The organism is Francisella persica ATCC VR-331, assembly GCF_001653955.1.
In the GTDB taxonomy this organism is placed as follows: Bacteria; Pseudomonadota; Gammaproteobacteria; order Francisellales; family Francisellaceae; genus Francisella; species Francisella persica.
Genome location: NZ_CP013022.1, coordinates 267,531 through 291,307, shown reverse-complemented (window position 1 = coordinate 291,307; position 23,777 = coordinate 267,531). Strand labels below are relative to the sequence as shown.

Here is a 23,777-nt window from a genome sequence, read left to right as displayed (position 1 = left end):
ATTAATATTAATTTATTAATATTAGGAGAAAATATAGATGATAATTTTGAGGATATATAAGTTTTATGAGGAATGTAATAAAAACAAATTTTTCTCTTGGTGATGGAAATTTTTTTTCTAAAAGATCTTTCAAAAGAAGAATTCAGAGATGTTCTAGATGAATTAGTAGGAGGAAAATTTGCAGTTTTAGAAGATATAAAATGTATAATTACAAAGAAAATCATAAACTAGAAAAGTATAAATCATCTAATAAAAAGTTTGATCCAAATAATAGAAAGTTATGCAAAATCGATGCTATTTTTACTATATGTCATGAATTAATGAACCTGGCCTATCTATAAAATTATAATGGATACATCAGTTTCAACTGACAGTCATAAGACAGAGTTGTTTGGTAAGTAATATTACTAAGGAAATATTCAAAAGTTGAAGGAATATCATGAAAATAAACTTAATTGATTATCAACATTATAAAATTTAAGGAAAAAAAACTTTTGCCACTATTAAAAAATATATGTTGCAGTTATTGAAAAGCCTAAGTACTTAGATAAGAGGAATATTCTAATTTTATAGATGATTTTATTGAGTATGCTGAATTTGATCCAGATATCAAATATATCACTACTTGACGCGCAAGGATTGTATGAAATACGCCAAGTATATAAGAAAGTAAAAAGAATCCAAAGTTTAGCGTCAAGTGGCTCCAAAAGATTGGATCACTAAGACACTCTCTTATATTTTAAGAGAATTTAATGATAAAACTTATCTTTCTATACTTCCACAATATTCGTTTATAACAAGCCATCTAACTAATTATTTAATATTCAATTAATTTTTTAGTTTAATCTTTAAGTAATTTATTGTGACCTAATTAGGTTATAAAATTTAGCTACATTTTTAGGATGAATATTTTCAGCTGCTTCTGCAATTTTAGCTTTTGCTTGATCAGAAGTCGCTAGGATAAAGTGCCAAGGTTGGGAGTTTACACTTGATGATGTAAATCTAAGGATATCTTTTATCTGCTGAATGAGTTAGGCTGTTAACTTTTTTGTTGGATTATAAGCTTTTGTTGTATAACGGCTTTTAGCAATTCGACTATATTCATATTAAAAATAAAATCTTTAAAATTTCAATCAGTATATATTTATAGAAAAAATTTTAACAATGCTTTTTAGGCTAGAGATATTTTTATTTTTTTGTAATCATTAATATTCAAAAATATACAATAGTAAAAAAAAGTATAAAAACTTCGGATTTAGTTTGTGTCAAGGATAATAAAATCCTTCTTGTAAGAGTACGTGATAATACTATTTGGTATTTTCCAGGTGGTAAGATAGATGATGGAGAAACTATTACAAGCTATTATTTGTGAGCTTAATGAGGAGCTAAATATACAAATGCAACAACCAGATCTAGACACTACCTTGGTGAAGTTGTTACAGATAATCATGATAGAACAGATACTGTATCTGTTCACTGTTATACTGGTGAAATTCACTCAACGAATTAATACCATATGCGGAAATATTATCGATAAAATGGTTTGATTTAGATAATACTTAATTTATGGCTCCAGCTGTGATTGAGGGTATTGCTAGATGGTTTTTAAAAGAACTTAATATTTTTTAATTTAAAATCTAGTTAAAACAATTGATTGCTGCAATTGCTAGATTTTGCTGTGATATGATATTTTGTTTTTATACCTTTTGAATGTTATCTTAGCTAGCTAGCTCTAGTAGCTATATAAGTTACTATGCTATACAGTTAGGGTTTTAAGGAGATAAGTTTTGCGTAGAGTGGAGATAGATAGTACTGGTCAAATAGAAGTTGACAATGACAAATATTGGGGTGCACAAACACAGCGTTCTATAGAGCATTTTTCTATAGGTAATGATCTGATGCCTGTTGAAGTTATTAAAGCTTTGGCAATTATCAAAAAAGCCGCAGCTATGACAAATCATCAATTAGGTATCTTAGCACAAGCTAAAAAAGAAATTATCGTTGAAGTTGCTGATGAGATAATTGCATCTAAGCTTGATGAGCATTTTCCATTACATGTATGGATGACAGGCAGTGGAACTCAGGCAAATATGAATGTTAATGAAGTGATTTCAAATAGAGCCATAGAGCTTCTAGGTGGCAAAAAAGGGAGTAAAAATCCTATCCACCCAAATGATGATGTTAATATGTCTCAATCATCAAATGATGCTTTTCCAAGTGCAATGTATATTGCTACTGCAGTTGAGATAAATAATAGACTTTTACCTGCTGTTGAGTATATGCAACAACAATTAGCTGAAAAAACAAAGCAGTGGGACAATATTGTCAAAATCGGTAGGACACATATGCAAGATGCAGTACCACTAACTTTAGGTCAAGAGTTCTCTGGTTATGTAGCATTATTAGAAAATAATATTCAAAGAATCAAAGAAACATTGAAATATGTATATCAGCTTGCTCTTGGTGGTACAGCTGTTGGTACTGGTTTAAATGCTCCAGTAGGATTTGCAGAGATTGCCGCTAGTAATATTGCTAAGATTACTGGATTGCCTTTTGTTTCAGCTACCAATAAATTTGAAGTACAAGGCTCACATGATGCTTTAGTTGCTGTTATGAGTCAGCTTAAAACTTTAGCTAATTCATTATTTAAGATTGCTAATGATATTCGCTTACTTAGTTGCGGTCCAAAAGCTGGTTTTCATGAGTTATTAATTCCGGAAAATGAACCTGGCTCATCAATTATGCCTGGTAAAGTTAATCCCACTCAATGTGAAGCTATGGCAATGGTTGCTGCACAGGTAATAGGCTATGATGTTGCAGTTGGTATCGCTGGTAGTGCTGGCTATTTGGAGATGAATGTTTATAAACCATTAATGATTTTTAATATTATACAATCAATTAGGATAATCTCAGATAGTTGTAAAAACTTTACTAAGTATTTATTAGTTGGGATGCAACCAAACAAACAAAAAATTGATTATTTTCTTAGAAACTCATTAATGTTAGTAACAGCGCTTAGTCCTGTTATAGGCTACGATAAGGTAGCAAAAATGGTTCATTATGCCGAGCAAAAAAATATATCTTTGGCTGAGGCGAATGAGGAGCTTAAATTTTTGTCAAAAGATGAATTTGATAAAGTTATTGATCCTTATAAAATGGCTAAAGGTGGCAGATTATAGAAGTTAGTTTTTAATAAATAACCAAGATGCTAATATAAAATTATCACTATTTTTGTTCACTAATTTTAATTCTTGAAACAATTATTTTTTTAGTTTAATCTTTAAGCAATTTTATTTCTGAGGTGTTTAAGTTATGATTACAACAAGATTTGCGCCAAGCCCGACAGGATTTTTACATGTTGGTGGTGTGCGTACGGCATTATTCAGCTGGTTATATGCAAAAAATAACAATGGTAAATTTATTTTAAGAATAGAGGATACTGATCTAGAGAGATCTATCCAGGAAGCGGTGGATGCTATTTTAGATGGCATGAATTGGTTGAAGCTAAAAAATGATGGCGAAATTTACTATCAAACAAAGCGCTTTGATAGATATAAAGAAGTGATTCAAGAACTTATCGCAGATGGTAAAGCATACTACTGTAGTTGCTCTAAAGAAAGACTAGAAGAGCTAAGAGAGTATCAACAGGCAAATAATCTCAAAACTGGCTACGATGGTAAGTGTCGTGATGCAAACTATATTCCACAAGAGGGTGAGAGCTTTGTAGTACGCTTCAAAAACCCTAAAGATGGAGTGGTTAGTTGGGATGATGCAGTTAAAGGTCGAATTGTGATCTCAAATCATGATATTGATGATATGATTATCCAAAGAGCAGATGGCTCACCGACATATAATTTCTGTGTTGTCGTTGATGATGTTGATATGGTTATTACACATATCATTCGTGGCGATGATCATATTAATAACACTCCTAAGCAAATCAATATATACAAAGCGCTAAATGCTAATGTGCCAGTATTTGCCCATATACCAATGATACTTGGTCAAGATGGAGCAAAACTCTCTAAGCGTCACGGCGCTGTCAATATTATGAAGTATCGTGAAGATGGCTATTTGCCACAAGCAATACTTAATTACCTAGTAAGACTTGGTTGGTCACATGGCAATCAAGAGATTTTTGCTATCGAAGAAATGATAGCAGCTTTTAATTTAGAGCATATTAGTGCATCACCATCACGTTTTGATTTTGAAAAACTTAAATGGCTGAACAAGCACTATATCAAAAAGTCTAAATTTGATGATATTCAAACAGAAGTTGAGTATCACTTTGCTAAGGCTGGTTTAGACATTAGCAATGGTCCAGTTTTAAAAGAGCTTGTAGCTGTGATGGCAGAAAAAGTTGATACATTAGTTGAGCTAGCAGAAAAGTCTAGTTATTTTTATAATGATGATATCAGTTATGATGAAAATGCTGTAAAAAAATATATCAAAGCAGATACAGCTAAGATCTTTAGCAAACTTTTGATTAACTTTAGCTATTTAGATTCTCAGCAATGGCAAGATACTAATGTTTTACATAATGTAGTTAGTACAACAGCCAAGCAGTGCCAAGTTGATATGAGTAAGGTTGGCATGCCGTTACGTGTGGCTATTACTGGTTCTGGGCAATCACCAGATATTGGTATTACTCTAAAACTTCTTAGTAAAGATAAAGTAGTAGCTAGACTTACTAAAGCAATTAAAGAGTTATGCAAGTGATAAAAATCAAAAAACTTAGCTTTTTTGCTTGCTACAGCAAGTTATGCAAATAACCATTATTGGTAATAACTTAGCTGACTGTGTTGGTTTAAGCCTTGATCCAATAAATTTGCAATATACATACAGCAAATTGGAAAGATAAATTAATCAAGAATAATGATCAAAGCAAACTAAAAACTACTCATAGAGTATTCGATTTAATACCACCAAGCGTAATTATGTAATTTTACCTCTAGATAATAATTGGTAAATTCTTTGCCAGCTATAGGTAAATCGATGATCAGTAGCTACAACAAACCGGATTTGCCTCAAGATATTACAGCGGCATGGGTATATTGGCGTTGAGCCAAATATTTATATTATCAATGGTGTAGCCCAAACACAAAGTTACACTGTAGAACCTATTAATGCTGTTTTTGTGCTTGGGGTTTTCAACAGCAATTAATTTATTTGCTAAGCTTGGCTATTCTAATACTGATCTGATAAATCATAGTGGTGGTTACGGTGTATATTTTGATGGTGAGCTATACCCACAATTATCAGGAAATCCGACAAATATTAATGATACAAATGTTGCTTTCATATTTAAAAGATATAAATTTTGCTGATCATTTTAGACTTATGACCATATTATATTGCATCAAAAAGATACAAGCAAGTTTATCTATGCAATATCAATCTCACGATAATTATTATGGTTTTAAAGTAGCAAAGTAAATTGTGGTAATTTATATCTAATTTTAGATAGATGGAGAATGTTCTGATAACTAGTGTCATAGATCAATTACCTACAGCTAAAATATATTCGGCTTCTTTAGACAATTATATCGAAGCTGACAGTAAAATTTATTCATCAACTACTGTTGATCATAATCGTGATAGTAGTTTTGTGAGTGTAATAATTAATTATTTTTTTTACAAAAGCTCTTGACTAAACTATAAAAGTCATTATAATACACAATATATCGCTGGAGCAGTTATTTAAGTCTTAAGTCCCGTTCGTCTAGAGGCCTAGGACACCGCCCTTTCACGGCGGCAACAGGGGTTCGAATCCCCTACGGGATACCAAACAATCATAATAAATAACAAAAATAACATTAAAGTTTGAGGTTTGTGTGTATTAGTTTATAGTTTTAGTATCGCTGCTATCATACATCTAGTAGTACCACCACATCTTCAGTAGTTTTTACATGACATGGAAGTATTGTACAGTGGAGATCTATAAGTTATTTTTGCTATTCGATAAGTTCCATATATGTTGTTGTTGGTAAATAAAAAAGTAAAAATATATTTTACTTTTTTATTTTTCACTTCTAAACTATTGCAGCATTGTCCTCAAGTACTTTTGAGTGATCGCCATGAAAATCTTTAAGCTTATATTTTACTTTAAGTTACAATTCTAGAGTTTACAAAAGTTGTTGTGGTTATACTTCGTATCTACGACTCTCTAAATACATCTGGTATATAAAAATATATCCTTAACCGTTGATTTATATGTGTAAAAAGAGTCGTTTGTGAATATGGCATCAGCTGTATTTTTGGTTATTTAATGATACTGACTTTTATATTTATAGATCTTATTAACCATTTTATAGGACTAATTTAGAGCTAAAGCATGGATGGCTTTCTCATTTATTAACTGATCTTATAAAAATATCATCACTATCTGTTTTTTTTGAATTAAAGGTAAAGTATTCTGGATAAATCATTAAGACGGTATCTGAAACTTGAGCTGACATTATGATTTAAAAGTTAAGATGTAATTTCAACTTAAATTATTTTTGCTTAAAATTCTACTGAAACAAGCTGACTAAATTACAAATCTTTAATCTTTTCAAATACACTGAAAGTAAAATCAAACTCATTTTTATCATCTTTACTAAATTTTTTGTGGCCAATACGCTTGAATTTTGCTTTGTCCCATTGTGGGAAAAAAGCATCAAGATTGCGCATTTCAGCAGCAACTTCTGTAATATACAATCTATCAGCATACTGCAAAAATTCTCTATATATTTGCGCACCACCGATTATAAATATTTCATAGTGAGATTTTGACTTAGCAAAATTTAGAATATATTGAGTACTGTTAACGATAAGGCATTTATCATGCTTATAATTTTTTTCTCTTGTCAATATGATGTTTTTACGGTTTGGCAGAGGGTGACCAATTGATTCAAAAGTCTTTCTTCCCATTACTATATAGTTATTCTCAGTTATCTTTCTGAAATTTTTAAGATCATCAGAAAGTTTCCACGCTAGAGTGTTTTCTTTGCCGATACCATAGTTTTTGTCATATGCTACTATTAGTGAAATCATTTTTGTTACTTTATAATTTAAATTATTTATTTTGAGATATTTTAGCACCTAAAAGATAAGATAAAATACCATTTGTAATTTATAAATCAACTGTGATAGAATCTCACAGCTTGTACTATATGTTTTAAGTATAAGTGATGTTTAATTAATAAATCATGTATCTTGATTAATGTTTATGTTAAAGGGTGTCCTTAAGGATGTTTGGCATAACTAAGATACTAGTAAATATAACCCAAATAAGGAAAATAAAAATGTCTTTAATGAAAGAAATGTTATCTGCTGGTGTTCACTTCGGGCACAAAAAAGCTTTCTGGAATCCACAAATGAAAGAATACATCTTTGGTATTAACCATGGTGTACATATTATTGACTTAGAGAAAACAGTTCCACTTTTCCAAACTGCAGTTAACTTCGTTGGTAAAACTGTTGCTAATGGTGGAAAAATTCTATTTGTTGGTACAAAAAGACAAGCGCAAGATATCATTGAAGCTGAAGCTAAAAGATGTGGTATGCCGTATGTGAGCCACAGATGGTTAGGTGGTATGCTTACTAACTACAAAACAGTTAGACAATCTATCAAGAGATTAGCTCAGTTAGAAAAAATGAGAGAAGATGGTACTTTAGAATCTTTAACTAAAAAAGAGATGCTACAAAATATCAGAACTATTGAAAAATTAGAGAAAGTTCTTGGTGGTATTAAAGAAATGGGTGGTTTACCTGATGCAATCGTTGTTATTGATAGCAACAAAGAGTATATTGCTATTCAAGAAGCTCAAAAACTAGGTATCAAAGTTGTATCAATCGTAGATACAAACTCAAACCCAGAAGGTATTGATTACATGATTCCTGGTAATGATGATGCTGTTAAGTCAATATCTTTCTATATGAAAAAATTTGCTGATGCTGTTATTGATGCTCAAGGTCTAGATAGAATAGTTGAATCAAAAGTTGATGAAGCTGCTCAAGCATAAGAAACAAACAAGGATAAAACAATGTCAAATATTTCTGCTAAATTAGTAAAAGAACTTAGAGAAAGAACTGGTGCAGGTATGATGGAGTGTAAAAAAGCTCTAGTAGCAGCTGCTGGTGATATTGAAAAAGCTGCTGAAGAAATGAGAATTTCTGGTCAAGCAAAAGCTGATAAGAAAGCTTCACGCGTTGCTGCTGAAGGTGTTATTGAAGTTTATGTTGCTGATGGTAGGGCTATTTTGCTTGAGATCAATTCAGAGACTGATTTCGTTGCTAGAGATGAGACTTTCAAAGCATTTTCTCAAGAAGTTGCAAAAGCTGCTCATGCTGCTAACGCTAAGACTATCGAAGAGGTTTTAGCTGCTAAGACTTCAAATGGTGAAACTGTTGAAGAAGCTAGAAAATCTTTAATTGCTAAAATTGGTGAGAATATCCAAGTGCGTAGAGTTAAGACTGTTGAAGCTAACACTTTAGGTGCTTATATTCACGGTGGTAAGATTGGTGTGGTTGCTGCATTAGAAGGTGGTGATGAATATCTTGCTAAAGACGTTGCTATGCATGTTGCTGCTGCAAACCCTATGGTTGTATCTGGTGATCAAGTGCCAGCTGACATTGTTGCTAAAGAAAAAGAGATCTTTACAGCTCAATCTAAAGAGAGTGGTAAACCTGCTGAGATTATTGAGAAAATGATCGTTGGTAGAATTCGTAAATTCTTAGATGAAGTTGCTCTTCTAGGTCAAGATTTTGTTAAAGATCCTACCATAAAAGTTGAAAAGCTAGTTAAAGATAAAGGTGCTAAAGTAGTTAACTTTATCAGATTAGATGTTGGTGAAGGTATCGAGAAGAAAGAAGAAGACTTCGCAGCTGAGGTGATGAGTCAAATTAAAGGTTAATATATGTCTAATGATTTGTCAGAATGTTCTCAAAAAAAATCAAAACTTAAGCGAATCCTTCTTAAGTTAAGTGGAGAGTCTTTATCAGCAGCTCAAGGTTTTGGTATAAATGTTGGGTCTACTCAAACTATAATTGATCAAATTAAAACTCTTACTCATCAGGGTATAAAAATTGCTATAGTTGTTGGTGGAGGTAATATTCTTAGAGGTGGTAGGGCAAACTTTGGTGACAAAATAAAAAGAACTACCGCAGATTCGATGGGGATGATAGCTACGATGATCAATGCTTTAGCTTTGCGTGATATGCTTATCAGTGAAGGTGTTGCGGCAGAAGCTTTTTCAGCAAAAGGAGTCGATGGTTTACTTAGGGTGGCAAGTGCGCATGAGTTTAACCAATTGTTGGATGCTGGAAAGGTTTTAATTTTTGCTGGTGGCACTGGCAATCCATTTGTAACTACCGATACTACAGCTAGCCTTAGAGCTGTTGAGATTGGTGCAGATGCCTTATTGAAAGCTACGACTGTTGATGGTGTTTATGATAAAGATCCAAATAAGTATCCTGATGCAAAACGTTTTGATAGAGTTACCTATGCAGAAGTTGTGAGTAAAGGACTAAATGTTATGGATTTAGGAGCTTTCACACAGTGTAGGGATTTTGGTATACCGATATATATATTTAATTTAAATCAGACAGATGCTTTGGTTGATGCGGTTACTGAATCAAAATATGGCACTTGGGTTACTTTAGACTAATTAAAGAAAAAGGAATTATTTATGATAAGTGATACTCTAAAAGATGCTGAGAATAGAATGAAAAAATCATTAGAAGTTTTAGCTGATGATTTGGCAAAAATTAGAACTGGTAGAGCACATCCAGATCTATTGGAGCATGTTACAATAGATTATTATGGAGTTGAGACACCAATATCTCAAGTGGCTAATATAACTGTACTTGATGCTAGAACTTTGGGAATTACTCCTTGGGAAAAAGGTTTATCAAGCAAGATTGAAAAAGCTATTTTAACTTCTGATCTTGGACTTAACCCTACTAACTTAGGAGATTCACTAAGAGTTCCTATGCCCGCTTTAAATGAGGAAAGAAGAAAAGAGTTGGTTAAGTTAGTCAAATCTGAAACAGAAGCAAGTAGAGTATCTATTAGAAATATTCGTCGTGATGCTAATAGTGATATCAAAGAACTTCTGAAAGGAAAAGAAATTACAAAGGATCAAGCTAAAAAAGCTGAGGATGATATTCAGAAGATTACTGATAAAATGATTGCCCAAGCTGATGCTCTTGCTGCTAAAAAAGCGCAAGATCTAATGGTTGTGTAATTCACTTAGATTTCCCAATAATAACTTGTATTTTTTCTTATTCTTTCTTATCATTTATCTAATTTAATTTTATTTCATAGTGTTTATGACATCGGCTAAAGAAAATATTCTAAGGCATCTTGCTATTATTATGGATGGTAATGGTCGATGGGCAAGGAGTAAATTAAAGCCGAGAATATTTGGTCATAGAAATTCAATATCGAGTGTTGATGCGGCAATAGAATACTGTGTCGAAAACAATATTGAAATGCTTACTCTTTTTGCTTTTAGTCGAGATAACTGGTTAAGACCAGCTCAAGAAGTCACTGATCTTATGGATCTTTTTTACAAAACTATAAGAGATAAAACCACAAAGTTGCATGATAATAACATTGTCCTTAGTGTTGTAGGGGACCGAACACGACTATCTGATAAACTTATTAGTATGATTGAGTATAGTGAATCATTAACTAAGACAAATACAGGTTTGAAACTTAGGCTGGCTGTTGATTATGCTGGACGATGGGATATTGTTGAGGCTGCTAGATCTATAGCTAGAGATGTCAATGCTGGTAGACTTAGTGTTGATGAAATCGATCAGCAGGATTTTGCTAGGTATTTGGCTGGCGGTGATGTGCCTGTTGATCTACTTATTCGTACAAGCGGAGAGGTGCGTCTAAGTGATTTTATGTTATGGCAATTAGCCTATGCAGAAATGTATTTTTCAGACATTATGTGGCCAGATTTTTCTAAGCAAGAGTTAAGCAAGGCTGTTGAGTACTTTTATTCTCGTCAAAGAAGATTTGGCAAAAGTGGTGAGCAGATTTAATTAAGAGGGGTATATGAAAGAAAGAATTGTGACTGGTATAGTTTTGGTCGCTGTAGTTTTTAGTTTTTTAGTTTTTGCATCAGACTATTTATTTGGCGTTGGTGTATTTCTAGTTGCTTTGCTATCAGCATATGAATGGCTAAAACTTACAAAGATTGATCAGCAGGCAATACTTAAGAATCTTATTATATTCACGATAGTGGTTTTTGTGGTTGCGCAATTTTTTGTATATCTTCAATATATTTTCCCAATATTTTGGTTATATACGATCTATAAGTTAGCTAGCTATGAGCATCAGAAAATTGATACAATAACCACTAATGAAATGCTTGTTATGGGACTGTTTACTATATCGCCTTTTGTAGCATCATTGTATGTTTTGCATGCTAATGGCGTTACGTGGATATTTATGTTTATCTTGGTGATTGCTGCCGCTGACAGTGGTGCATATTTTATTGGTAAGACTATTGGTAGACGTAAAATGTTGCCACGACTTAGTCCAAATAAAACTATTGAAGGCTTTTGGGGTGGTTTGGTTTGTGCTGTTGTCGTTGCGGTGATCTTTCTTATCTACATGAATTTAAGTTTTGGTCAGTACGTTTATATGGTGATAGTATCCGCTTTAATTATGGTGTTATCTGTTGTTGGTGATGTTTTTGAGAGTATGATGAAGCGTATAGCTGGTATCAAAGATAGTGGTAACGTTTTACCTGGGCATGGTGGTGTGCTTGATAGATTAGATGGATATATGCCAACTTTACCAATATTTGTACTGCTTGGTTACTTAGCTGGGGTTTTTGTTTTTTAGGGGGAGGGTATGAAAATAGAGTTAAAATTTTTAGATAAAGAAGTTATAAAAGAACTACCTAGATATGAGACCGAAGGTTCAGCAGCTATTGATTTAAGAGCGTGCATTTCTGAGAGTGTTTTTCTTAATCCGGGTGAATGTAAACTTGTTGCAACTGGCATAGCTATTAATATTGCTAACCCAAATTATGCAGCAATGATTTTGCCAAGATCTGGCTTAGGTCATAAAAAAGGTTTAGTATTGGGTAATGGTACGGGGCTTATAGATTCTGATTATCAAGGTGAGATTATTGTTTCTTGTTTTAATCGCGCGCAAGAGGTTATTGAAATAGAGCCATTGATGAGATTTGCACAATTAGTTATTGTTCCTGTAATACAAGCAAGTTTTGAGATTGTCGAAGAGTTTTCACAGCAGACAGCACGTGCTGCTGGTGGCTTTGGACATACAGGGGTTTGATTTATGTTTTTTAATATTCCTAATATTCTGACTTTTGGCCGTTTGGTATTAATACCTTTTATAGTTATATGTTACTATTTTGATTTCCCACATCATCATGGTATTATGGCAACTTTATTTTTACTTGGAGCGGCGACTGATTGGTTAGATGGTTACTTAGCGCGTAAATGGGAACAAACTAGTAAGCTAGGTGCGTTTTTAGATCCTGTTGCTGATAAGCTTATTGTTGCTACTGCACTTTGTTTGTTTATAGAGATGTATCCTTATTGGTGGGCTACTATTCCTGCTATTGCGATGATCTGCAGGGAAATTCTTGTTTCAGCATTACGCGAATGGATGGCTGAGCTAGGGCAGCGTAGTGTTGTTAAAGTTGGTATCTGGGGTAAGGTAAAGACTACGGCACAAATGGCAGCATTATTTATATTTTTAATCAAACCAGCTATAGATTTTAGGCATTCCATAGACTATGCAAGTTTCAATACTTGGTTTATATTTTTAGGATTCTTGATGCTATATATTGCTGTTATACTAACGATTTATTCTATGTGTAACTATCTTTATGTAGCTTTTAAATCAGTTTTTGGTGCTTCTGATAATTAATTACTTTTTCTTTGCTTTTTTTTGCTTTTTTGTTATTATTTATTTTCTAAATGTTATTTTTGTATAGCAAATGCTCTTATCAGGTGTTTGGATTGATTTGATATAAAAACTGATAAAAAAAATGGAGAATAAATAACTAATGGCAACTATAAATCAGTTGGTGAACAACCCTCGTAAGAGATCGGTTGTTAAGTCTAAGGTTCCTGCGTTAAAGGCATGTCCTCAAAGAAGAGGTGTTTGTACTAGGGTTTATACTACAACCCCTAAAAAGCCTAACTCAGCACTTAGAAAAGTGGCTCGTGTAAGATTAACGAGTGGATTTGAAGTGACAAGCTATATAGGTGGCGAAGGTCACAACCTGCAAGAGCATAGTGTTGTGCTTATCAGGGGTGGTAGGGTTAAAGATTTGCCAGGTGTGCGTTACCACATTGTTAGGGGTGCTTTAGATACTTCAGGTGTTAATAATCGTAAGCACGGTCGTTCCAAGTATGGTACAAAGCGTCCTAAGTCTTAGTTTGTGTTTAAAATTTAACATTTGAAGAAGGTATAAAAATGTCTAGAAGAAATAGAGCTCCTAAAAGAGATATTCTACCTGATCCTAAGTATAAGAGTCAGGTTGTTGCTAAGTTTGTTAACCATATTATGCTAAGTGGTAAAAAATCAGTAGCAGAAAAAATAGTATATGGAGCATTCGATAAGATCAAAGCAAAAGATGCTTCAGCTAATGAAGTGGAAGTTTTTGAAAAAGCATTAGAAAACGTTAGCCCAATGGTGGAGGTTAAGTCTCGCCGTGTGGGTGGTGCTACATATCAGGTTCCTGTAGAGGTTAGACCCGAGCGTCGTCAAACTTTGGGTATGAGATGGATTATTGATGCAGCGCGTAAGAGAAAAGAAAATACTATGGGTGATAGGATCGCTGCAGAAATTCTAGAAGCTGTAGAGGGTAGAGGCGCTGCTGTCAAGAAGAGAGAAGATACTCATAAGATGGCTGAAGCTAACAAAGCATTTGCTCACTTTAGATGGTAATAGGAGAATAGGAGATGCCTCGTAAGACAGCTTTAGAGAAATATAGAAATATTGGTATCTGCGCCCACGTTGACGCAGGTAAAACAACTACTACTGAGCGTATTCTTTTCTACACTGGTTTATCGCATAAGATCGGTGAGGTGCATGATGGTGCTGCTACTATGGACTGGATGGAGCAGGAGCAGGAAAGAGGTATTACAATTACTTCTGCTGCTACAACAACATTCTGGTCTGGTATGGATCAGCAGTTTGATGAGCATCGTATCAACATTATTGATACTCCAGGTCATGTTGATTTCACAATTGAAGTTGAGCGTTCTTTACGTGTTCTAGATGGTGCGGTCGTAGTATTCTGTGGTTCATCAGGTGTTGAGCCACAATCAGAAACTGTTTGGCGTCAAGCCAACAAGTATGGGGTACCTAGAATCGTATTTGTCAATAAGATGGATAGATCAGGAGCAGATTTTGAAAGAGTTTGTGGTCAAATCAGAACAAGATTAAAAGCAAATGTTGTTCCTGTGCAGTTAAACATTGGTGCTGAAGAAGAATTCAAAGGCGTGATCGATCTTATCAGAATGAAAGCGATCATGTGGAATGAGGAAGACATGGGTCTTACTTATGAGCTTATTGATATCCCTGAAGAGCTTCAGGATAGGGCTAAAAAATTACGTATGGAGATGATTGAGGCAGCTGCTGAGTCTTCTGAAGAACTTATGGAAAAGTATCTTGAGGATGGTGAGCTTTCTGAGGATGAAATCCACCAAGGTCTACGCATTAGAGTTCTTAATAATGAAATTGTTCTTGCATTCTGCGGTTCAGCATTTAAGAACAAAGGTGTTCAAGCAGTTCTTGATGGTGTTGTTAGGTATCTTCCAGCGCCAAACCAGGTTCTAGCTATTAAGTGTGAAACTGAAGATGGTGAGCCAGCTTCTAGACCATCATCTGATGATGCGCCTTTCGCTGCATTGGCATTTAAACTTGCTACCGATCCATTTGTTGGTAACCTAACATTTATCCGCGTTTATTCAGGTGTACTTAAGTCTGGTGATGCGGTTTATAATCCGGTCAAAGGTAAGAAGGAGCGTGTGGGTCGCATCGTACAGATGCATGCTAATAAACGTGATGAGATTAAAGAAGTGCGTGCTGGTGATATTGCAGCGTGTATTGGTCTAAAGGATGTTACAACTGGTGATACTCTTTGTGATCAAGAAGATGTAGTGATTTTAGAAAGAATGGATTTCCCAGAGCCAGTAATATCTGTTGCTGTAGAACCTAAGTCAAAAGCTGACCAGGAGAAAATGTCGATAGCTTTAGGTAAGCTTGCAGCAGAGGATCCATCGTTTAGAGTTAGAACTGACGAAGAAAATGGTCAAACAATTATTTCTGGTATGGGTGAGCTTCATTTGGATATCATTGTTGATCGTATGAGACGTGAGTTTAAAGTTGAAGCTAATGTTGGTAATCCACAGGTTGCATATAGAGAAACAATTAGATCAAAAGTAGAGCAAGAGTCCAAATTCGTGCGTCAATCTGGTGGTCGTGGTCAGTATGGTCACGTTTTTGTTCGGTTTGAACCTTTGGATGAAGTTGATGAGAATGGTGAAGCTAAAGTCTTCAAATTTGTTGATGAAGTTGTTGGTGGTGTCGTTCCTAAAGAATATATCGGTTCAGTTGCTAAAGGTATAGAAGAGCAGTTGAATAATGGTGTTCTGGCGGGCTATCCTATGATTGGCGTTAAGGCTACTTTATATGATGGCTCATATCATGATGTTGACTCATCTGAAATGGCGTTTAAGATTGCTGGTTCTATGGCGCTTAAAGAAGGTGCTAAGAAGGCTAATGCTTGTATCCTAGAGCCGATCATGAAAGTTGAGGTTGTGACTCCAGAAGATTACCTAGGTGACATTATGGGTGACCTAAACAGAAGAAGAGGAATTATTGAGGGTATGGATGAGAACCCAAGTGGTAGAGTTATCAGCGCTCTAGTTCCTTTAGCAGAAATGTTTGGTTACGCTACTAATGTACGTTCTATAAGCCAAGGTAGAGCTTCATTCTCTATGGAGTTTAAGAAGTACGCTGAAGTACCAAATAACATTGCTGATGAAATCATCAAGTCACGTAACTCATAATTTTTTTAAGGATTAATTAAAATGGCTATAAATAATCAACGTATCAGAATTAGATTGAAAGCCTTTGATCATAAGTTGATTGACGTTTCTACACAAGAAATTGTTGATACTGCTAAGAAAACAGGGGCTCAAGTTAAAGGACCTATTCCTTTACCAGTGCGCAAAGAGAGATTTACAATTCTTATTTCTCCACATGTAAATAAGAAAGCAAGAGATCAATATGAGATTAGAACTCACAAGAGATTAATCGATATTGTTAAACCTACAGATAAGACTGTAGATGCTCTTATGAAGCTAGATTTAGCATCAGGTGTTGATGTTCAGATCAGTTTAAGCTAATATAATGTTGCTTTAAAAATATAGGTCTCTGTGGTCAATCGTAATCGCAGAGTTGGTATAATAATAATAGAGGATATAATAATGTCTTTAGGATTAGTTGGTCGCAAATGTGGTATGACTCGTATTTTTACTGAAGATGGTGTTTCTATTCCTGTAACGGTAGTCCAAGTTGAGCCTAACAAAGTTACTCAAGTTAAGACTGTTGAGAAGGATGGTTACAGCGCTGTTCAAGTAACTACTGGTTTTAAAAAGCGTTCAAATGTAAATAAGCCTATGGCTGGTCACTATGCAAAGGCTGGTATTGAACCAGGTAGAGGTTTATGGGAGTTTACTGTTGATGCAACAGCTGAGTATCAAGTTGGTTCATTTTTTGATGCTACTATGTTCCAAGCAGGACAAAAGGTAGATGTAAGAGGTGTGTCAAAGGGTAAGGGTTTTCAAGGTGGTATTAAACGCCATAACTTTGCAACTCAAGATGCTACTCATGGTAACTCACTATCTCACAGAGTTCATGGTTCTACAGGTCAAAATCAAACACCTGGTAGAGTCTTTAAAAACAAGAAGATGGCTGGTCACTTAGGTAACGAGAACATTACTATTCAGTCTCTTGAAGTTGTGAGAGTGGACGCGAAAAATGGTTTATTGCTTTTAAAAGGTGGTATTCCTGGTTCAGTTGGTGGAGATGTTATCGTTACTCCAGCTATCAAAAATTAGTAGATAAATATTAATTATACCGGAGAGTTGTTGTGGACTTAAATATAAAATCTTTAGCTGGTCAAGAGGCTGGATCTGTAGGTGTTGCAGAAGGTGTTTTTGCAGCTGACTATAATGAAGCTTTAATTCACCAGGTTATTGTTGCCTACATGGCAGGCGCTCGTCAAGGTACAAAAGCTCAAAAAACTAGATCAGAAGTTTCTGGTGGAGGTGCTAAGCCTTGGAGACAAAAAGGTACAGGCAGAGCAAGAGCTGGCACTATCCGTTCACCTATCTTCAGAAAAGGTGGTGTTACATTTGCGGCTAAGCCTAAGAGTTATAAGCAGAAAATTAATCGTAAGATGTATTCAGGTGCGGTTAAGTCAATCTTATCTGAACTATTAAGATTAGGCAGAATGACAGTTGTTGAAGAGTTAATATTAGAAACTCCAAAAACAAAAGAGTTCAAATCAGTGATTGACTCTTTAGGAGTTAAAGATGTACTTTTTGTTGTTGGCGTGGAAGAATTTAGTGAGAATTTATACCTATCTTCTAGAAACCTTAAGAGTGTGGCAGTATGTGATTCTGTAGAAATTAATCCAGTTTCTTTAATATGCTTTGAGAACGTTGTTTTCACTAAAAAAGCTATAAAAGAAATAGAGGAGAAGTTAGTATGAGTTTTCAAGAAAAAATATTAAAAACTGTTATAAGACCTTATGTTACTGATAAAACTTATGGTCTTTCAGATGTAAATTCAACTGTAGTGTTCGAAGTGGCTAGATTTGCAAACAAGCAAGATGTCAAGAATGCTGTAGAACAGCTGTTTGAGGTTAAAGTTGAGTCAGTAAATATCCTTAACGTTAAGGGTAAGGCGCGTAGATTTGGTCGTGTTGAAGGTAGGACAAAGGCTTGGAAAAAAGCTTATGTGAAGCTTGCTGAAGGGCATGATATCAGTTTTGTTGGTGCAGAGTAATTTAAAGAAGGTTTATAAATCATGATTGAAATAAAAAAAGCTAAACCTACTTCACCTGGCCGTCGCCACGTAGTGAGCGTAAAGAATACAGAATTACACACAGGTAAGCCATTTAAAGGTTTAGTAGAGGTAAAGAAAAGTAAAGCTGGTAGAAATAATACGGGTAGAATTACAGTTCGTCATCAAGGTGGCGGTCATAAGCAGCATTACCGTATTGTAGACTTTAAGAGAAATAAAGATGACATAATAGCTAAGGTTGAGAGAATTGAGTACGATCCTAACCGTAGTGCAAATATTGCTTTAGTCCTTTATTCTGATGGTGATAGAAGATATATCATTGCGCCAAAAGGTTTAAAGAAGGATATGTCTGTAGTGTCTGGTGAGAAAGTGGATGTTACTGTTGGTAACTGTATGCCACTTAGAAATATACCTTTAGGTACAGTTATACACAATATTGAGATGAAGCCTAAAAAAGGTGCACAGTTGATTAGAAGTGCTGGTACTTTTGCTCAGTTGGTTGGTAAGGATAATACGTATGCGATTATTCGTCTAAGATCTGGTGAGATGAGAAGAGTGCTTTTAGACTGTAGAGCAGTTATAGGTGTGGTATCTAATTCTGAGCATAACTTAAGATCTTTAGGTAAAGCTGGTGCTAAGCGCTGGAGAGGTATAAGGCCTACTGTAAGAGGTGTGGCTATGAACCCAGTAGATCACCCACATGGTGGTGGTGAGGGACGTACTTCTGGTGGTAGACATCCAGTTACGCCATGGGGTGTCCCAACTAAAGGTTATAAGACGCGTAGAAATAAGCGTTCTAATAAGTTGATTGTTCAAAAACTTAAGTAAATTAGGGAGAATGTTGTGCCTCGTTCATTAAAAAAAGGACCTTTTGTGGATCATCATCTTTTAACGAAGGTTTTTGAAGCGCAAAAAAGTAATTCTAAAAAGCCAATCAAAACATGGTCAAGAAGATCAATGATTGTGCCAGATATGATAGGTTTAACTATAGCTGTACATAATGGTCAGCAGCACGTACCTGTTCTTATGACTGAAGAAATGGTTGGTCATAAGCTAGGTGAGTTCGTTGTTACTCGTAATTACCATGGTCATGCAGCTGATAAAAAAGCTAAGAAGAAATAGTTGGAGTTAAGATACATGGAAGTACAAGCTAAGTTAAAATTTGCAAGAATCTCAGCTCAGAAATGTAGATTAGTTGCTGATCAGATCAGGGATCTACCTGTAGAGCAAGCTATTAATCTTTTGACTTTTAATAATAAAAAAGCTGCTATATTAATCAAAGGTGTTTTAAACTCTGCAGTTGCTAACGCTGAACATAATGATGGTATGGATGTTGATTCTTTAGTTGTGTCAACTATCTTCATTGATGAAGGTCCTACAATGAAGCGTTTTGAAGCTAGAGCAAAAGGTCGTGGTAATCGTATTCTAAAAAGAACTTCACATATAACTGTTAAAGTTGCTGAGAAAAAATAAGAGGTGTAGTAAAAATGGGTCAAAAAGTAAATCCTAATGGTATTCGCTTAGGTTATATAAGAAACTGGCGTTCAACGTGGTATGCTGACTCTTCTAGCTACGCTACTAAGCTTAATGAAGATATTAAGGTTAGAGAGTTTTTACATAAAAAACTTGCAGCAGCAGCAGTTAGTAAGATTCAGATTGAAAGACCTGCTCAGAATGCTAAGATTACAATTTACACAGCTAGACCTGGTATTGTAATTGGTAAGAAGGGTGAGGATGTTGAGAAGTTACGTGCTGAAGTTAACAAGCTGATTGGTATTCCAGTTCAGATAAATATTGAAGAAGTGCGTAAGCCTGAAATCGATGCTAAATTAGTTGCTGATAGCGTTGCTCAACAGTTAGAGAAAAGAGTGATGTTTAGAAGAGCAATGAAAAAAGCAATGCAAGCTGCTATGAAATCAGGTGCTAAAGGTATCAAGGTCATGGTTAGTGGTCGTTTAGGTGGTGCTGAAATTGCTCGTTCTGAATGGGCTAGAGATGGTAGAGTTCCTCTACAAACATTTAGAGCAGATGTGGATTACGCTACAGCGGAAGCTTTAACAACATATGGTGTTATTGGTGTTAAAGTCTGGATCTACAAGGGTGAAATCCTTCCAGGTCAAATCGCTGAAAAGAAAAATAATAAAAAAGGAGCTAAATGATGCTACAGCCTAAGCGTACAAAGTTTCGTAAACAGCAGAAGTTGCGTAATAGAGGCTTGGCTCACAGAGGTAATAAAGTAAGCTTTGGTGAGTTTGGTCTTCAAGCGACATCTAGAGGTAGAATCTCTGCTAGACAAATTGAGGCAGGGAGAAGAGCGATTAATCGTCATATCAAGCGTGGTGGTAAAGTTTGGATTAGAATCTTCCCAGATAAGCCTATAACACAGAAACCGCTTGAAGTTCGTATGGGTAAAGGTAAAGGTTCAGTTGAATATTGGGTGGCTCAAATTCAACCGGGTCGCGTACTATATGAGATTACTGGTGTTAAAGAAGAGTTGGCTCGTGAGGCTTTTGCAAGGGCAGCAGCTAAGATACCAGTATCAACAACTTTTGTTGGAAAGCAGGTGATGTAATGAAAAGAAAAGATACTTTAAAAGATTATAGATGTAAAAGTATTGACCAATTGCAAGAAGCGAAAATTGAGTTATTGCAACAATTATTTTCTCTTCGTATGCAGAAGGGTACAGGGCAATTAAAAAAGAATCACTTATTTAAAAGTGCAAAAAGAGATATTGCTCGTATAAATACAATAATATCAGAAAAGAGTAAATAGGTGCCTTGAAAGATGAGCAATAAAATTAGATTGTTAGAAGGTAAAGTTTCTAGTGTAGCTATGGATAAAACTGTAGTTGTCAGAGCTGAAAGATATGTTAAGCACCATTTGTATGGTAAGTTTGTTAGGAAAACTACAAAATATTATGTTCATGATGAAAATAATGAATGTAAAGAAGGTGATGTTGTTAAGTTCAAAGAAACTAGACCATATTCAAAAACTAAGAAGTGGTGTTTAGTCGGTATTATCCATAGAGAAAAATAATAAATTTGATTTTATTTTTGTTTATTGATATATTTATCAGACTGCAAAATTACTCTGCAGTCTTATATTAATAATAAATAAGGGTTATTTGTATGATTCAAATGCAAACAGAACTCCAAGTTGCTGATAATAGTGGCGCTAAAAGGGTGGAGTGTATAAAAGTTTTGGGTGGCTCTCATCGAAGATATGCATCTATAGGGGATGTTATTAAAGTAACTGTGAAAGAAGCTTCTCCAAGAGGTAAGGCTAAGAAAGGATCTGTATATAATGCTGTCGTTGTTAGAACAGCTAAAGGTGTACGTAGAAAGGATGGCTCTAAAGTTCATTTTGATAGCAATGCTGCCGTGCTTCTAAATGCTAACGGACAACCGATTGGAACTCGTATCTTTGGCCCTGTTACTAGGGAGCTTCGTACGGAGAAGTTTATGAAGATTGTATCTTTAGCACCAGAAGTATTATAAGTTATTTATTGAGGTGTAGATAATGAATAGATTAAAAAAAGGCGATGATGTAATAGTTATCGCTGGTAAAGATAAGGGACGCAGAGGAGTTGTTAAGTCATTTGCTAGAGGCGGTTCTTTAGTTTTGGTTGAAGGTATAAATGTTGTTAAAAAACATATTAAGCCTAACCCAAATAGAGGTATCGAAGGTGGTATTGTTGAAAAAGAGCTTCCTATCGATGCATCTAACGTTGCTATCTTTAACCCAGCTACTGAGAAAGTAGATAGAGTGGGTTATAAGTTTGTTGATGAGAAAAAGGTTCGCTATTTCAAGTCTAGTGGCGAGCTTGTAGACTTATAGGACTAGGTTTTATGGCAAGATTAAAAGATTTTTATCAAAAAGAGCTTGTCGCTAAGTTAAAAACTGAGCTTAAGCTAGATAATATAATGGAAGTACCTACTATTGAGAAAATTACTCTTAATATGGGTGTGGGTGATTCTGCAAAAGATAAGAAAATTATGACTTTTGCATTGAATGATTTGACAGCTATTGCTGGTCAAAAGCCAGTTGTTACTAAGTCTAAAAAATCAATTGCTGGTTTTAAAATTCGTGATGGATGGCCTATTGGTGCTAAAGTTACACTGCGTGGTGATCGTATGTACGAATTTTTAGATAGACTTATAACAATTGCTATCCCTAGAATTAGAGATTTTAGGGGATTAAGTACTAAGTCTTTTGATGGAAGAGGTAATTATAGCTTAGGTATGAGAGAGCAAATTTCTTTCCCTGAAATTGATTATGATAAAGTTGACTCTATAAGAGGTTTGGATATTTCGATAACTACTACAGCTAAAAATGATGACCAAGGAAGAGCTTTGCTAAAAGCATTTGGTTTTCCTTTTAAGTCTTAATTTAAATTGGGGTTTTTAAATGGCAAAAAAATCAATGATTCAGAGAGAATTAAAGAGAGAAAAATTAGTAGCTAAATATGCTCAAAAAAGAGCTGAGCTTAAAGCTATTATTCTTGATATAAATTCTACTGAAGAACAAAAATGGGAAGCTCAAATTAAACTGCAAAAGTTACCGGTAAACTCATCAGCTTCTAGAGTTCAAAGAAGATGTAAGGTTACAGGTAGACCACATGCTGTATACAGAAAATTTGGCTTATGTCGTAATAAGCTTAGAGAGTATGCAATGGCAGGTGATGCTCCTGGTTTGAAGAAAGCTAGTTGGTAATAAGGAATTTAAGTTATGAGTATGCAAGATCCTATTGCGGATATGTTTACAAGAATCAGAAATGGACTTTCTGCTGAAAAAGAATTTGTTTCTGTACCATTCTCAAAGATGAAAATGGAAATCGCGAATTTTTTAGTTAACGAAGGTTATATTAAAAGTTGTTTAAAAGTTACAACTGCAGCTGGTCATCCTTCTATTGAAATAGAACTTAAGTATCATGCAGGTGCTCCTGTTATTGAAATGATCAAAAGAGTTTCTAGACCAAGTTTGAGAATCTATAAGTCACACGCAGACTTACCTAAGGTATATGGTGGTTATGGTGTTGCTATTATTTCCACATCAAAAGGTTTAGTAAGCGATAGGAAGGCTAGAGATCTTGGTGTGGGTGGCGAAATAATTGGCTACGTGGCTTAAGTTTGGAAGGAGATTGATATGTCAAGAATAGGTAAAAAACCTGTTACTATCCCAAGCGGTGTTACGATCAATGTTGCTGCTGGTAACAAGGTTGAAGTTAAAGGTGCAAAAGCAACTTTAAGCAAGACTTTTTCTACTGATGTGACTTTTAACATTGCTGATAATGTTGCAACTATAACACCAAATGATAACAGTAAAAATGCTATTGCGCAGTCTGGTACTTCAAGAGCAATATTTAGTAACATGGTTGAAGGCGTTAGCAAGGGTTTTGAAAAAAAGCTTAAAATTATTGGTGTTGGTTATCGTGCTAAAGCACAAGGTAACGAGATTAATCTTACTTTAGGCTTCTCACATCCTATAGTATACAAGTTGCCGCAAGGTATAACAGCTGAGACTCCAACTCCTACAGAAATTATTCTAAAAGGTGCTGATAAAGAGCTTTTAGGCAAGGTAGCTTCAGAGATAAGAGAATTTAGAAAGCCTGAGCCTTATAAAGGTAAAGGTGTTCGTTACGAAGATGAATATGTAGCGAAGAAAGAAGCTAAGAAGAAGTAGTTAAGTAAGGGATAGT

Annotated in this window: 31 protein-coding genes, 1 tRNA gene and 3 pseudogenes; 33 read left to right on the top strand and 2 right to left on the bottom strand. The window is 34.8% G+C overall.

The genetic code is table 11. From position 1 onward, the window contains the following. Positions 1 to 887 precede the first annotated feature (887 nt). A pseudogene (locus FSC845_RS06860) lies at positions 888 to 1,105 on the bottom strand (nitroreductase family protein); the annotation flags it as partial. A 135-nt stretch (positions 1,106 to 1,240) separates the two neighbouring features. Here FSC845_RS06860 and FSC845_RS01540 point away from each other — a divergent pair. From FSC845_RS01540 to FSC845_RS01520, 5 genes and pseudogenes are all read left to right on the top strand, one after another. Then, positions 1,241 to 1,563: pseudogene (locus FSC845_RS01540) on the top strand (NUDIX hydrolase). 224 nt (positions 1,564 to 1,787) lie between these two features. Beyond that, entirely contained in the window at positions 1,788 to 3,179 is a 1,392-nt protein-coding gene (gene fumC / locus FSC845_RS01535) for a class II fumarate hydratase (protein ID WP_064461474.1), read from the top strand. Between the two features lie 133 nt (positions 3,180 to 3,312). After that, positions 3,313 to 4,719: a glutamate--tRNA ligase gene (gene gltX / locus FSC845_RS01530; protein ID WP_064461473.1), complete on the top strand. Its 1,407-nt coding sequence runs from the start codon at positions 3,313 to 3,315 to the stop codon at positions 4,717 to 4,719. Next, a pseudogene (locus tag FSC845_RS01525) lies at positions 4,710 to 5,650 on the top strand (hypothetical protein). Before gltX ends, FSC845_RS01525 begins: the two are co-directional and overlap by 10 nt. 61 nt (positions 5,651 to 5,711) lie before the next feature. Then, positions 5,712 to 5,787, top strand: a tRNA-Glu gene (locus tag FSC845_RS01520). Between the two features lie 747 nt (positions 5,788 to 6,534). On the opposite strand, the gene FSC845_RS01515 is transcribed toward FSC845_RS01520, so the two are convergent. Then, complete coding sequence (locus FSC845_RS01515; protein WP_064461472.1) at positions 6,535 to 7,035, bottom strand: dihydrofolate reductase; 501 nt, start codon at positions 7,033 to 7,035, stop codon at positions 6,535 to 6,537. Positions 7,036 to 7,286: 251 nt separating this feature from the next. Here FSC845_RS01515 and rpsB point away from each other — a divergent pair, with 251 nt between their 5' ends. From rpsB to rplF, 28 genes are all read left to right on the top strand, one after another. Continuing rightward, positions 7,287 to 8,006: a 30S ribosomal protein S2 gene (gene rpsB / locus FSC845_RS01510; protein ID WP_064461471.1), complete on the top strand. Its 720-nt coding sequence runs from the start codon at positions 7,287 to 7,289 to the stop codon at positions 8,004 to 8,006. Between the two features lie 21 nt (positions 8,007 to 8,027). Beyond that, positions 8,028 to 8,897: a translation elongation factor Ts gene (gene tsf / locus FSC845_RS01505; RefSeq protein WP_064461470.1), complete on the top strand. Its 870-nt coding sequence runs from the start codon at positions 8,028 to 8,030 to the stop codon at positions 8,895 to 8,897. A 3-nt stretch (positions 8,898 to 8,900) separates the two neighbouring features. Continuing rightward, positions 8,901 to 9,650: a UMP kinase gene (pyrH, locus tag FSC845_RS01500; RefSeq protein WP_064461469.1), complete on the top strand. Its 750-nt coding sequence runs from the start codon at positions 8,901 to 8,903 to the stop codon at positions 9,648 to 9,650. Between the two features lie 21 nt (positions 9,651 to 9,671). Beyond that, positions 9,672 to 10,229, top strand: coding sequence for a ribosome recycling factor (gene frr, locus FSC845_RS01495; protein ID WP_064461468.1), 558 nt, complete (start codon positions 9,672 to 9,674; stop codon positions 10,227 to 10,229). An 85-nt stretch (positions 10,230 to 10,314) separates the two neighbouring features. Continuing rightward, positions 10,315 to 11,037, top strand: a complete 723-nt coding sequence (gene uppS / locus FSC845_RS01490) for a polyprenyl diphosphate synthase (RefSeq protein ID WP_064461467.1) — start codon at positions 10,315 to 10,317, stop codon at positions 11,035 to 11,037. A gap of 13 nt (positions 11,038 to 11,050) precedes the next feature. Beyond that, positions 11,051 to 11,845, top strand: a complete 795-nt coding sequence (locus tag FSC845_RS01485; RefSeq protein WP_064461466.1) for a phosphatidate cytidylyltransferase — start codon at positions 11,051 to 11,053, stop codon at positions 11,843 to 11,845. Between the two features lie 9 nt (positions 11,846 to 11,854). Then, positions 11,855 to 12,301 (top strand): dUTP diphosphatase, encoded by a 447-nt coding sequence (gene dut, locus FSC845_RS01480; RefSeq protein WP_064461465.1) that lies wholly within the window; start codon positions 11,855 to 11,857, stop codon positions 12,299 to 12,301. Between the two features lie 3 nt (positions 12,302 to 12,304). After that, the gene (pgsA, locus tag FSC845_RS01475) at positions 12,305 to 12,901 is read left to right on the top strand and encodes a CDP-diacylglycerol--glycerol-3-phosphate 3-phosphatidyltransferase (protein WP_064461464.1); all 597 of its coding nucleotides are present in this window, start codon (positions 12,305 to 12,307) and stop codon (positions 12,899 to 12,901) included. Between the two features lie 139 nt (positions 12,902 to 13,040). Next, on the top strand, positions 13,041 to 13,415 hold the full coding sequence (gene rpsL / locus FSC845_RS01470; RefSeq protein WP_003035357.1) for a 30S ribosomal protein S12: 375 nt from the start codon (positions 13,041 to 13,043) through the stop codon (positions 13,413 to 13,415). Positions 13,416 to 13,453: 38 nt separating this feature from the next. Further along, complete coding sequence (gene rpsG, locus FSC845_RS01465; protein WP_064461463.1) at positions 13,454 to 13,927, top strand: 30S ribosomal protein S7; 474 nt, start codon at positions 13,454 to 13,456, stop codon at positions 13,925 to 13,927. A gap of 14 nt (positions 13,928 to 13,941) precedes the next feature. After that, complete coding sequence (gene fusA / locus FSC845_RS01460; protein ID WP_064461462.1) at positions 13,942 to 16,056, top strand: elongation factor G; 2,115 nt, start codon at positions 13,942 to 13,944, stop codon at positions 16,054 to 16,056. Positions 16,057 to 16,077: 21 nt separating this feature from the next. Continuing rightward, positions 16,078 to 16,395: a 30S ribosomal protein S10 gene (gene rpsJ / locus FSC845_RS01455; RefSeq protein ID WP_144416512.1), complete on the top strand. Its 318-nt coding sequence runs from the start codon at positions 16,078 to 16,080 to the stop codon at positions 16,393 to 16,395. 81 nt (positions 16,396 to 16,476) lie between these two features. Next, positions 16,477 to 17,109: a 50S ribosomal protein L3 gene (gene rplC / locus FSC845_RS01450; RefSeq protein WP_064461461.1), complete on the top strand. Its 633-nt coding sequence runs from the start codon at positions 16,477 to 16,479 to the stop codon at positions 17,107 to 17,109. A 32-nt stretch (positions 17,110 to 17,141) separates the two neighbouring features. After that, entirely contained in the window at positions 17,142 to 17,765 is a 624-nt protein-coding gene (gene rplD / locus FSC845_RS01445) for a 50S ribosomal protein L4 (protein ID WP_064461460.1), read from the top strand. Beyond that, a complete protein-coding gene (gene rplW, locus FSC845_RS01440; protein WP_064461459.1) occupies positions 17,762 to 18,061 on the top strand; it encodes a 50S ribosomal protein L23 in 300 nt (99 codons plus the stop codon). Before rplD ends, rplW begins: the two co-directional genes overlap by 4 nt. Before the next feature lie 21 nt (positions 18,062 to 18,082). Further along, positions 18,083 to 18,907, top strand: a complete 825-nt coding sequence (gene rplB, locus FSC845_RS01435; RefSeq protein WP_064461458.1) for a 50S ribosomal protein L2 — start codon at positions 18,083 to 18,085, stop codon at positions 18,905 to 18,907. Between the two features lie 15 nt (positions 18,908 to 18,922). Next, positions 18,923 to 19,201, top strand: a complete 279-nt coding sequence (gene rpsS, locus FSC845_RS01430) for a 30S ribosomal protein S19 (protein ID WP_064461457.1) — start codon at positions 18,923 to 18,925, stop codon at positions 19,199 to 19,201. 15 nt (positions 19,202 to 19,216) lie between these two features. Continuing rightward, complete coding sequence (gene rplV, locus FSC845_RS01425; RefSeq protein ID WP_064461456.1) at positions 19,217 to 19,552, top strand: 50S ribosomal protein L22; 336 nt, start codon at positions 19,217 to 19,219, stop codon at positions 19,550 to 19,552. Between the two features lie 14 nt (positions 19,553 to 19,566). After that, positions 19,567 to 20,238, top strand: coding sequence for a 30S ribosomal protein S3 (gene rpsC / locus FSC845_RS01420; protein WP_064461455.1), 672 nt, complete (start codon positions 19,567 to 19,569; stop codon positions 20,236 to 20,238). After that, entirely contained in the window at positions 20,238 to 20,651 is a 414-nt protein-coding gene (gene rplP / locus FSC845_RS01415; RefSeq protein ID WP_064461780.1) for a 50S ribosomal protein L16, read from the top strand. The genes rpsC and rplP overlap by 1 nt, the downstream gene beginning before the upstream one ends. After that, complete coding sequence (gene rpmC / locus FSC845_RS01410; protein WP_064461454.1) at positions 20,651 to 20,851, top strand: 50S ribosomal protein L29; 201 nt, start codon at positions 20,651 to 20,653, stop codon at positions 20,849 to 20,851. Before rplP ends, rpmC begins: the two co-directional genes overlap by 1 nt. A 12-nt stretch (positions 20,852 to 20,863) precedes the next feature. Next, positions 20,864 to 21,115 (top strand): 30S ribosomal protein S17, encoded by a 252-nt coding sequence (rpsQ, locus tag FSC845_RS01405; RefSeq protein WP_064461453.1) that lies wholly within the window; start codon positions 20,864 to 20,866, stop codon positions 21,113 to 21,115. A gap of 92 nt (positions 21,116 to 21,207) precedes the next feature. After that, positions 21,208 to 21,576 carry a 50S ribosomal protein L14 gene (gene rplN, locus FSC845_RS01400; protein WP_064461452.1) on the top strand — a complete coding sequence of 123 codons (369 nt, stop codon included), beginning with the start codon at positions 21,208 to 21,210 and terminating at the stop codon, positions 21,574 to 21,576. Positions 21,577 to 21,598: 22 nt separating this feature from the next. Further along, positions 21,599 to 21,916, top strand: a complete 318-nt coding sequence (rplX, locus tag FSC845_RS01395) for a 50S ribosomal protein L24 (protein WP_064461451.1) — start codon at positions 21,599 to 21,601, stop codon at positions 21,914 to 21,916. 11 nt (positions 21,917 to 21,927) lie between these two features. Then, positions 21,928 to 22,467, top strand: a complete 540-nt coding sequence (rplE, locus tag FSC845_RS01390) for a 50S ribosomal protein L5 (protein WP_064461450.1) — start codon at positions 21,928 to 21,930, stop codon at positions 22,465 to 22,467. Positions 22,468 to 22,486: 19 nt separating this feature from the next. Then, on the top strand, positions 22,487 to 22,792 hold the full coding sequence (gene rpsN / locus FSC845_RS01385; protein ID WP_064461449.1) for a 30S ribosomal protein S14: 306 nt from the start codon (positions 22,487 to 22,489) through the stop codon (positions 22,790 to 22,792). A 15-nt stretch (positions 22,793 to 22,807) separates the two neighbouring features. Further along, positions 22,808 to 23,206, top strand: coding sequence for a 30S ribosomal protein S8 (rpsH, locus tag FSC845_RS01380; RefSeq protein WP_064461448.1), 399 nt, complete (start codon positions 22,808 to 22,810; stop codon positions 23,204 to 23,206). Between the two features lie 18 nt (positions 23,207 to 23,224). After that, positions 23,225 to 23,761: a 50S ribosomal protein L6 gene (gene rplF / locus FSC845_RS01375; RefSeq protein WP_064461447.1), complete on the top strand. Its 537-nt coding sequence runs from the start codon at positions 23,225 to 23,227 to the stop codon at positions 23,759 to 23,761. Positions 23,762 to 23,777 lie beyond the last annotated feature (16 nt).

Bases quoted from the DNA above. Each gene is read 5' to 3' on its own strand.
- gltX (WP_064461473.1), top strand. From the start codon at position 3,313: ATGATTACAACAAGATTTGCGCCAAGCCCGACAGGATTTTTACATGTT.
- FSC845_RS01515 (WP_064461472.1), bottom strand. From the start codon at position 7,035: ATGATTTCACTAATAGTAGCATATGACAAAAACTATGGTATCGGCAAA.
- rpsB (WP_064461471.1), top strand. From the start codon at position 7,287: ATGTCTTTAATGAAAGAAATGTTATCTGCTGGTGTTCACTTCGGGCAC.
- tsf (WP_064461470.1), top strand. From the start codon at position 8,028: ATGTCAAATATTTCTGCTAAATTAGTAAAAGAACTTAGAGAAAGAACT.
- pyrH (WP_064461469.1), top strand. From the start codon at position 8,901: ATGTCTAATGATTTGTCAGAATGTTCTCAAAAAAAATCAAAACTTAAG.
- frr (WP_064461468.1), top strand. From the start codon at position 9,672: ATGATAAGTGATACTCTAAAAGATGCTGAGAATAGAATGAAAAAATCA.
- uppS (WP_064461467.1), top strand. From the start codon at position 10,315: ATGACATCGGCTAAAGAAAATATTCTAAGGCATCTTGCTATTATTATG.
- FSC845_RS01485 (WP_064461466.1), top strand. From the start codon at position 11,051: ATGAAAGAAAGAATTGTGACTGGTATAGTTTTGGTCGCTGTAGTTTTT.
- dut (WP_064461465.1), top strand. From the start codon at position 11,855: ATGAAAATAGAGTTAAAATTTTTAGATAAAGAAGTTATAAAAGAACTA.
- pgsA (WP_064461464.1), top strand. From the start codon at position 12,305: ATGTTTTTTAATATTCCTAATATTCTGACTTTTGGCCGTTTGGTATTA.
- rpsL (WP_003035357.1), top strand. From the start codon at position 13,041: ATGGCAACTATAAATCAGTTGGTGAACAACCCTCGTAAGAGATCGGTT.
- rpsG (WP_064461463.1), top strand. From the start codon at position 13,454: ATGTCTAGAAGAAATAGAGCTCCTAAAAGAGATATTCTACCTGATCCT.
- fusA (WP_064461462.1), top strand. From the start codon at position 13,942: ATGCCTCGTAAGACAGCTTTAGAGAAATATAGAAATATTGGTATCTGC.
- rpsJ (WP_144416512.1), top strand. From the start codon at position 16,078: ATGGCTATAAATAATCAACGTATCAGAATTAGATTGAAAGCCTTTGAT.
- rplC (WP_064461461.1), top strand. From the start codon at position 16,477: ATGTCTTTAGGATTAGTTGGTCGCAAATGTGGTATGACTCGTATTTTT.
- rplW (WP_064461459.1), top strand. From the start codon at position 17,762: ATGAGTTTTCAAGAAAAAATATTAAAAACTGTTATAAGACCTTATGTT.
- rplB (WP_064461458.1), top strand. From the start codon at position 18,083: ATGATTGAAATAAAAAAAGCTAAACCTACTTCACCTGGCCGTCGCCAC.
- rplV (WP_064461456.1), top strand. From the start codon at position 19,217: ATGGAAGTACAAGCTAAGTTAAAATTTGCAAGAATCTCAGCTCAGAAA.
- rpsC (WP_064461455.1), top strand. From the start codon at position 19,567: ATGGGTCAAAAAGTAAATCCTAATGGTATTCGCTTAGGTTATATAAGA.
- rplP (WP_064461780.1), top strand. From the start codon at position 20,238: ATGCTACAGCCTAAGCGTACAAAGTTTCGTAAACAGCAGAAGTTGCGT.
- rpmC (WP_064461454.1), top strand. From the start codon at position 20,651: ATGAAAAGAAAAGATACTTTAAAAGATTATAGATGTAAAAGTATTGAC.
- rpsQ (WP_064461453.1), top strand. From the start codon at position 20,864: ATGAGCAATAAAATTAGATTGTTAGAAGGTAAAGTTTCTAGTGTAGCT.
- rplN (WP_064461452.1), top strand. From the start codon at position 21,208: ATGATTCAAATGCAAACAGAACTCCAAGTTGCTGATAATAGTGGCGCT.
- rplX (WP_064461451.1), top strand. From the start codon at position 21,599: ATGAATAGATTAAAAAAAGGCGATGATGTAATAGTTATCGCTGGTAAA.
- rplE (WP_064461450.1), top strand. From the start codon at position 21,928: ATGGCAAGATTAAAAGATTTTTATCAAAAAGAGCTTGTCGCTAAGTTA.
- rpsN (WP_064461449.1), top strand. From the start codon at position 22,487: ATGGCAAAAAAATCAATGATTCAGAGAGAATTAAAGAGAGAAAAATTA.
- rpsH (WP_064461448.1), top strand. From the start codon at position 22,808: ATGAGTATGCAAGATCCTATTGCGGATATGTTTACAAGAATCAGAAAT.
- rplF (WP_064461447.1), top strand. From the start codon at position 23,225: ATGTCAAGAATAGGTAAAAAACCTGTTACTATCCCAAGCGGTGTTACG.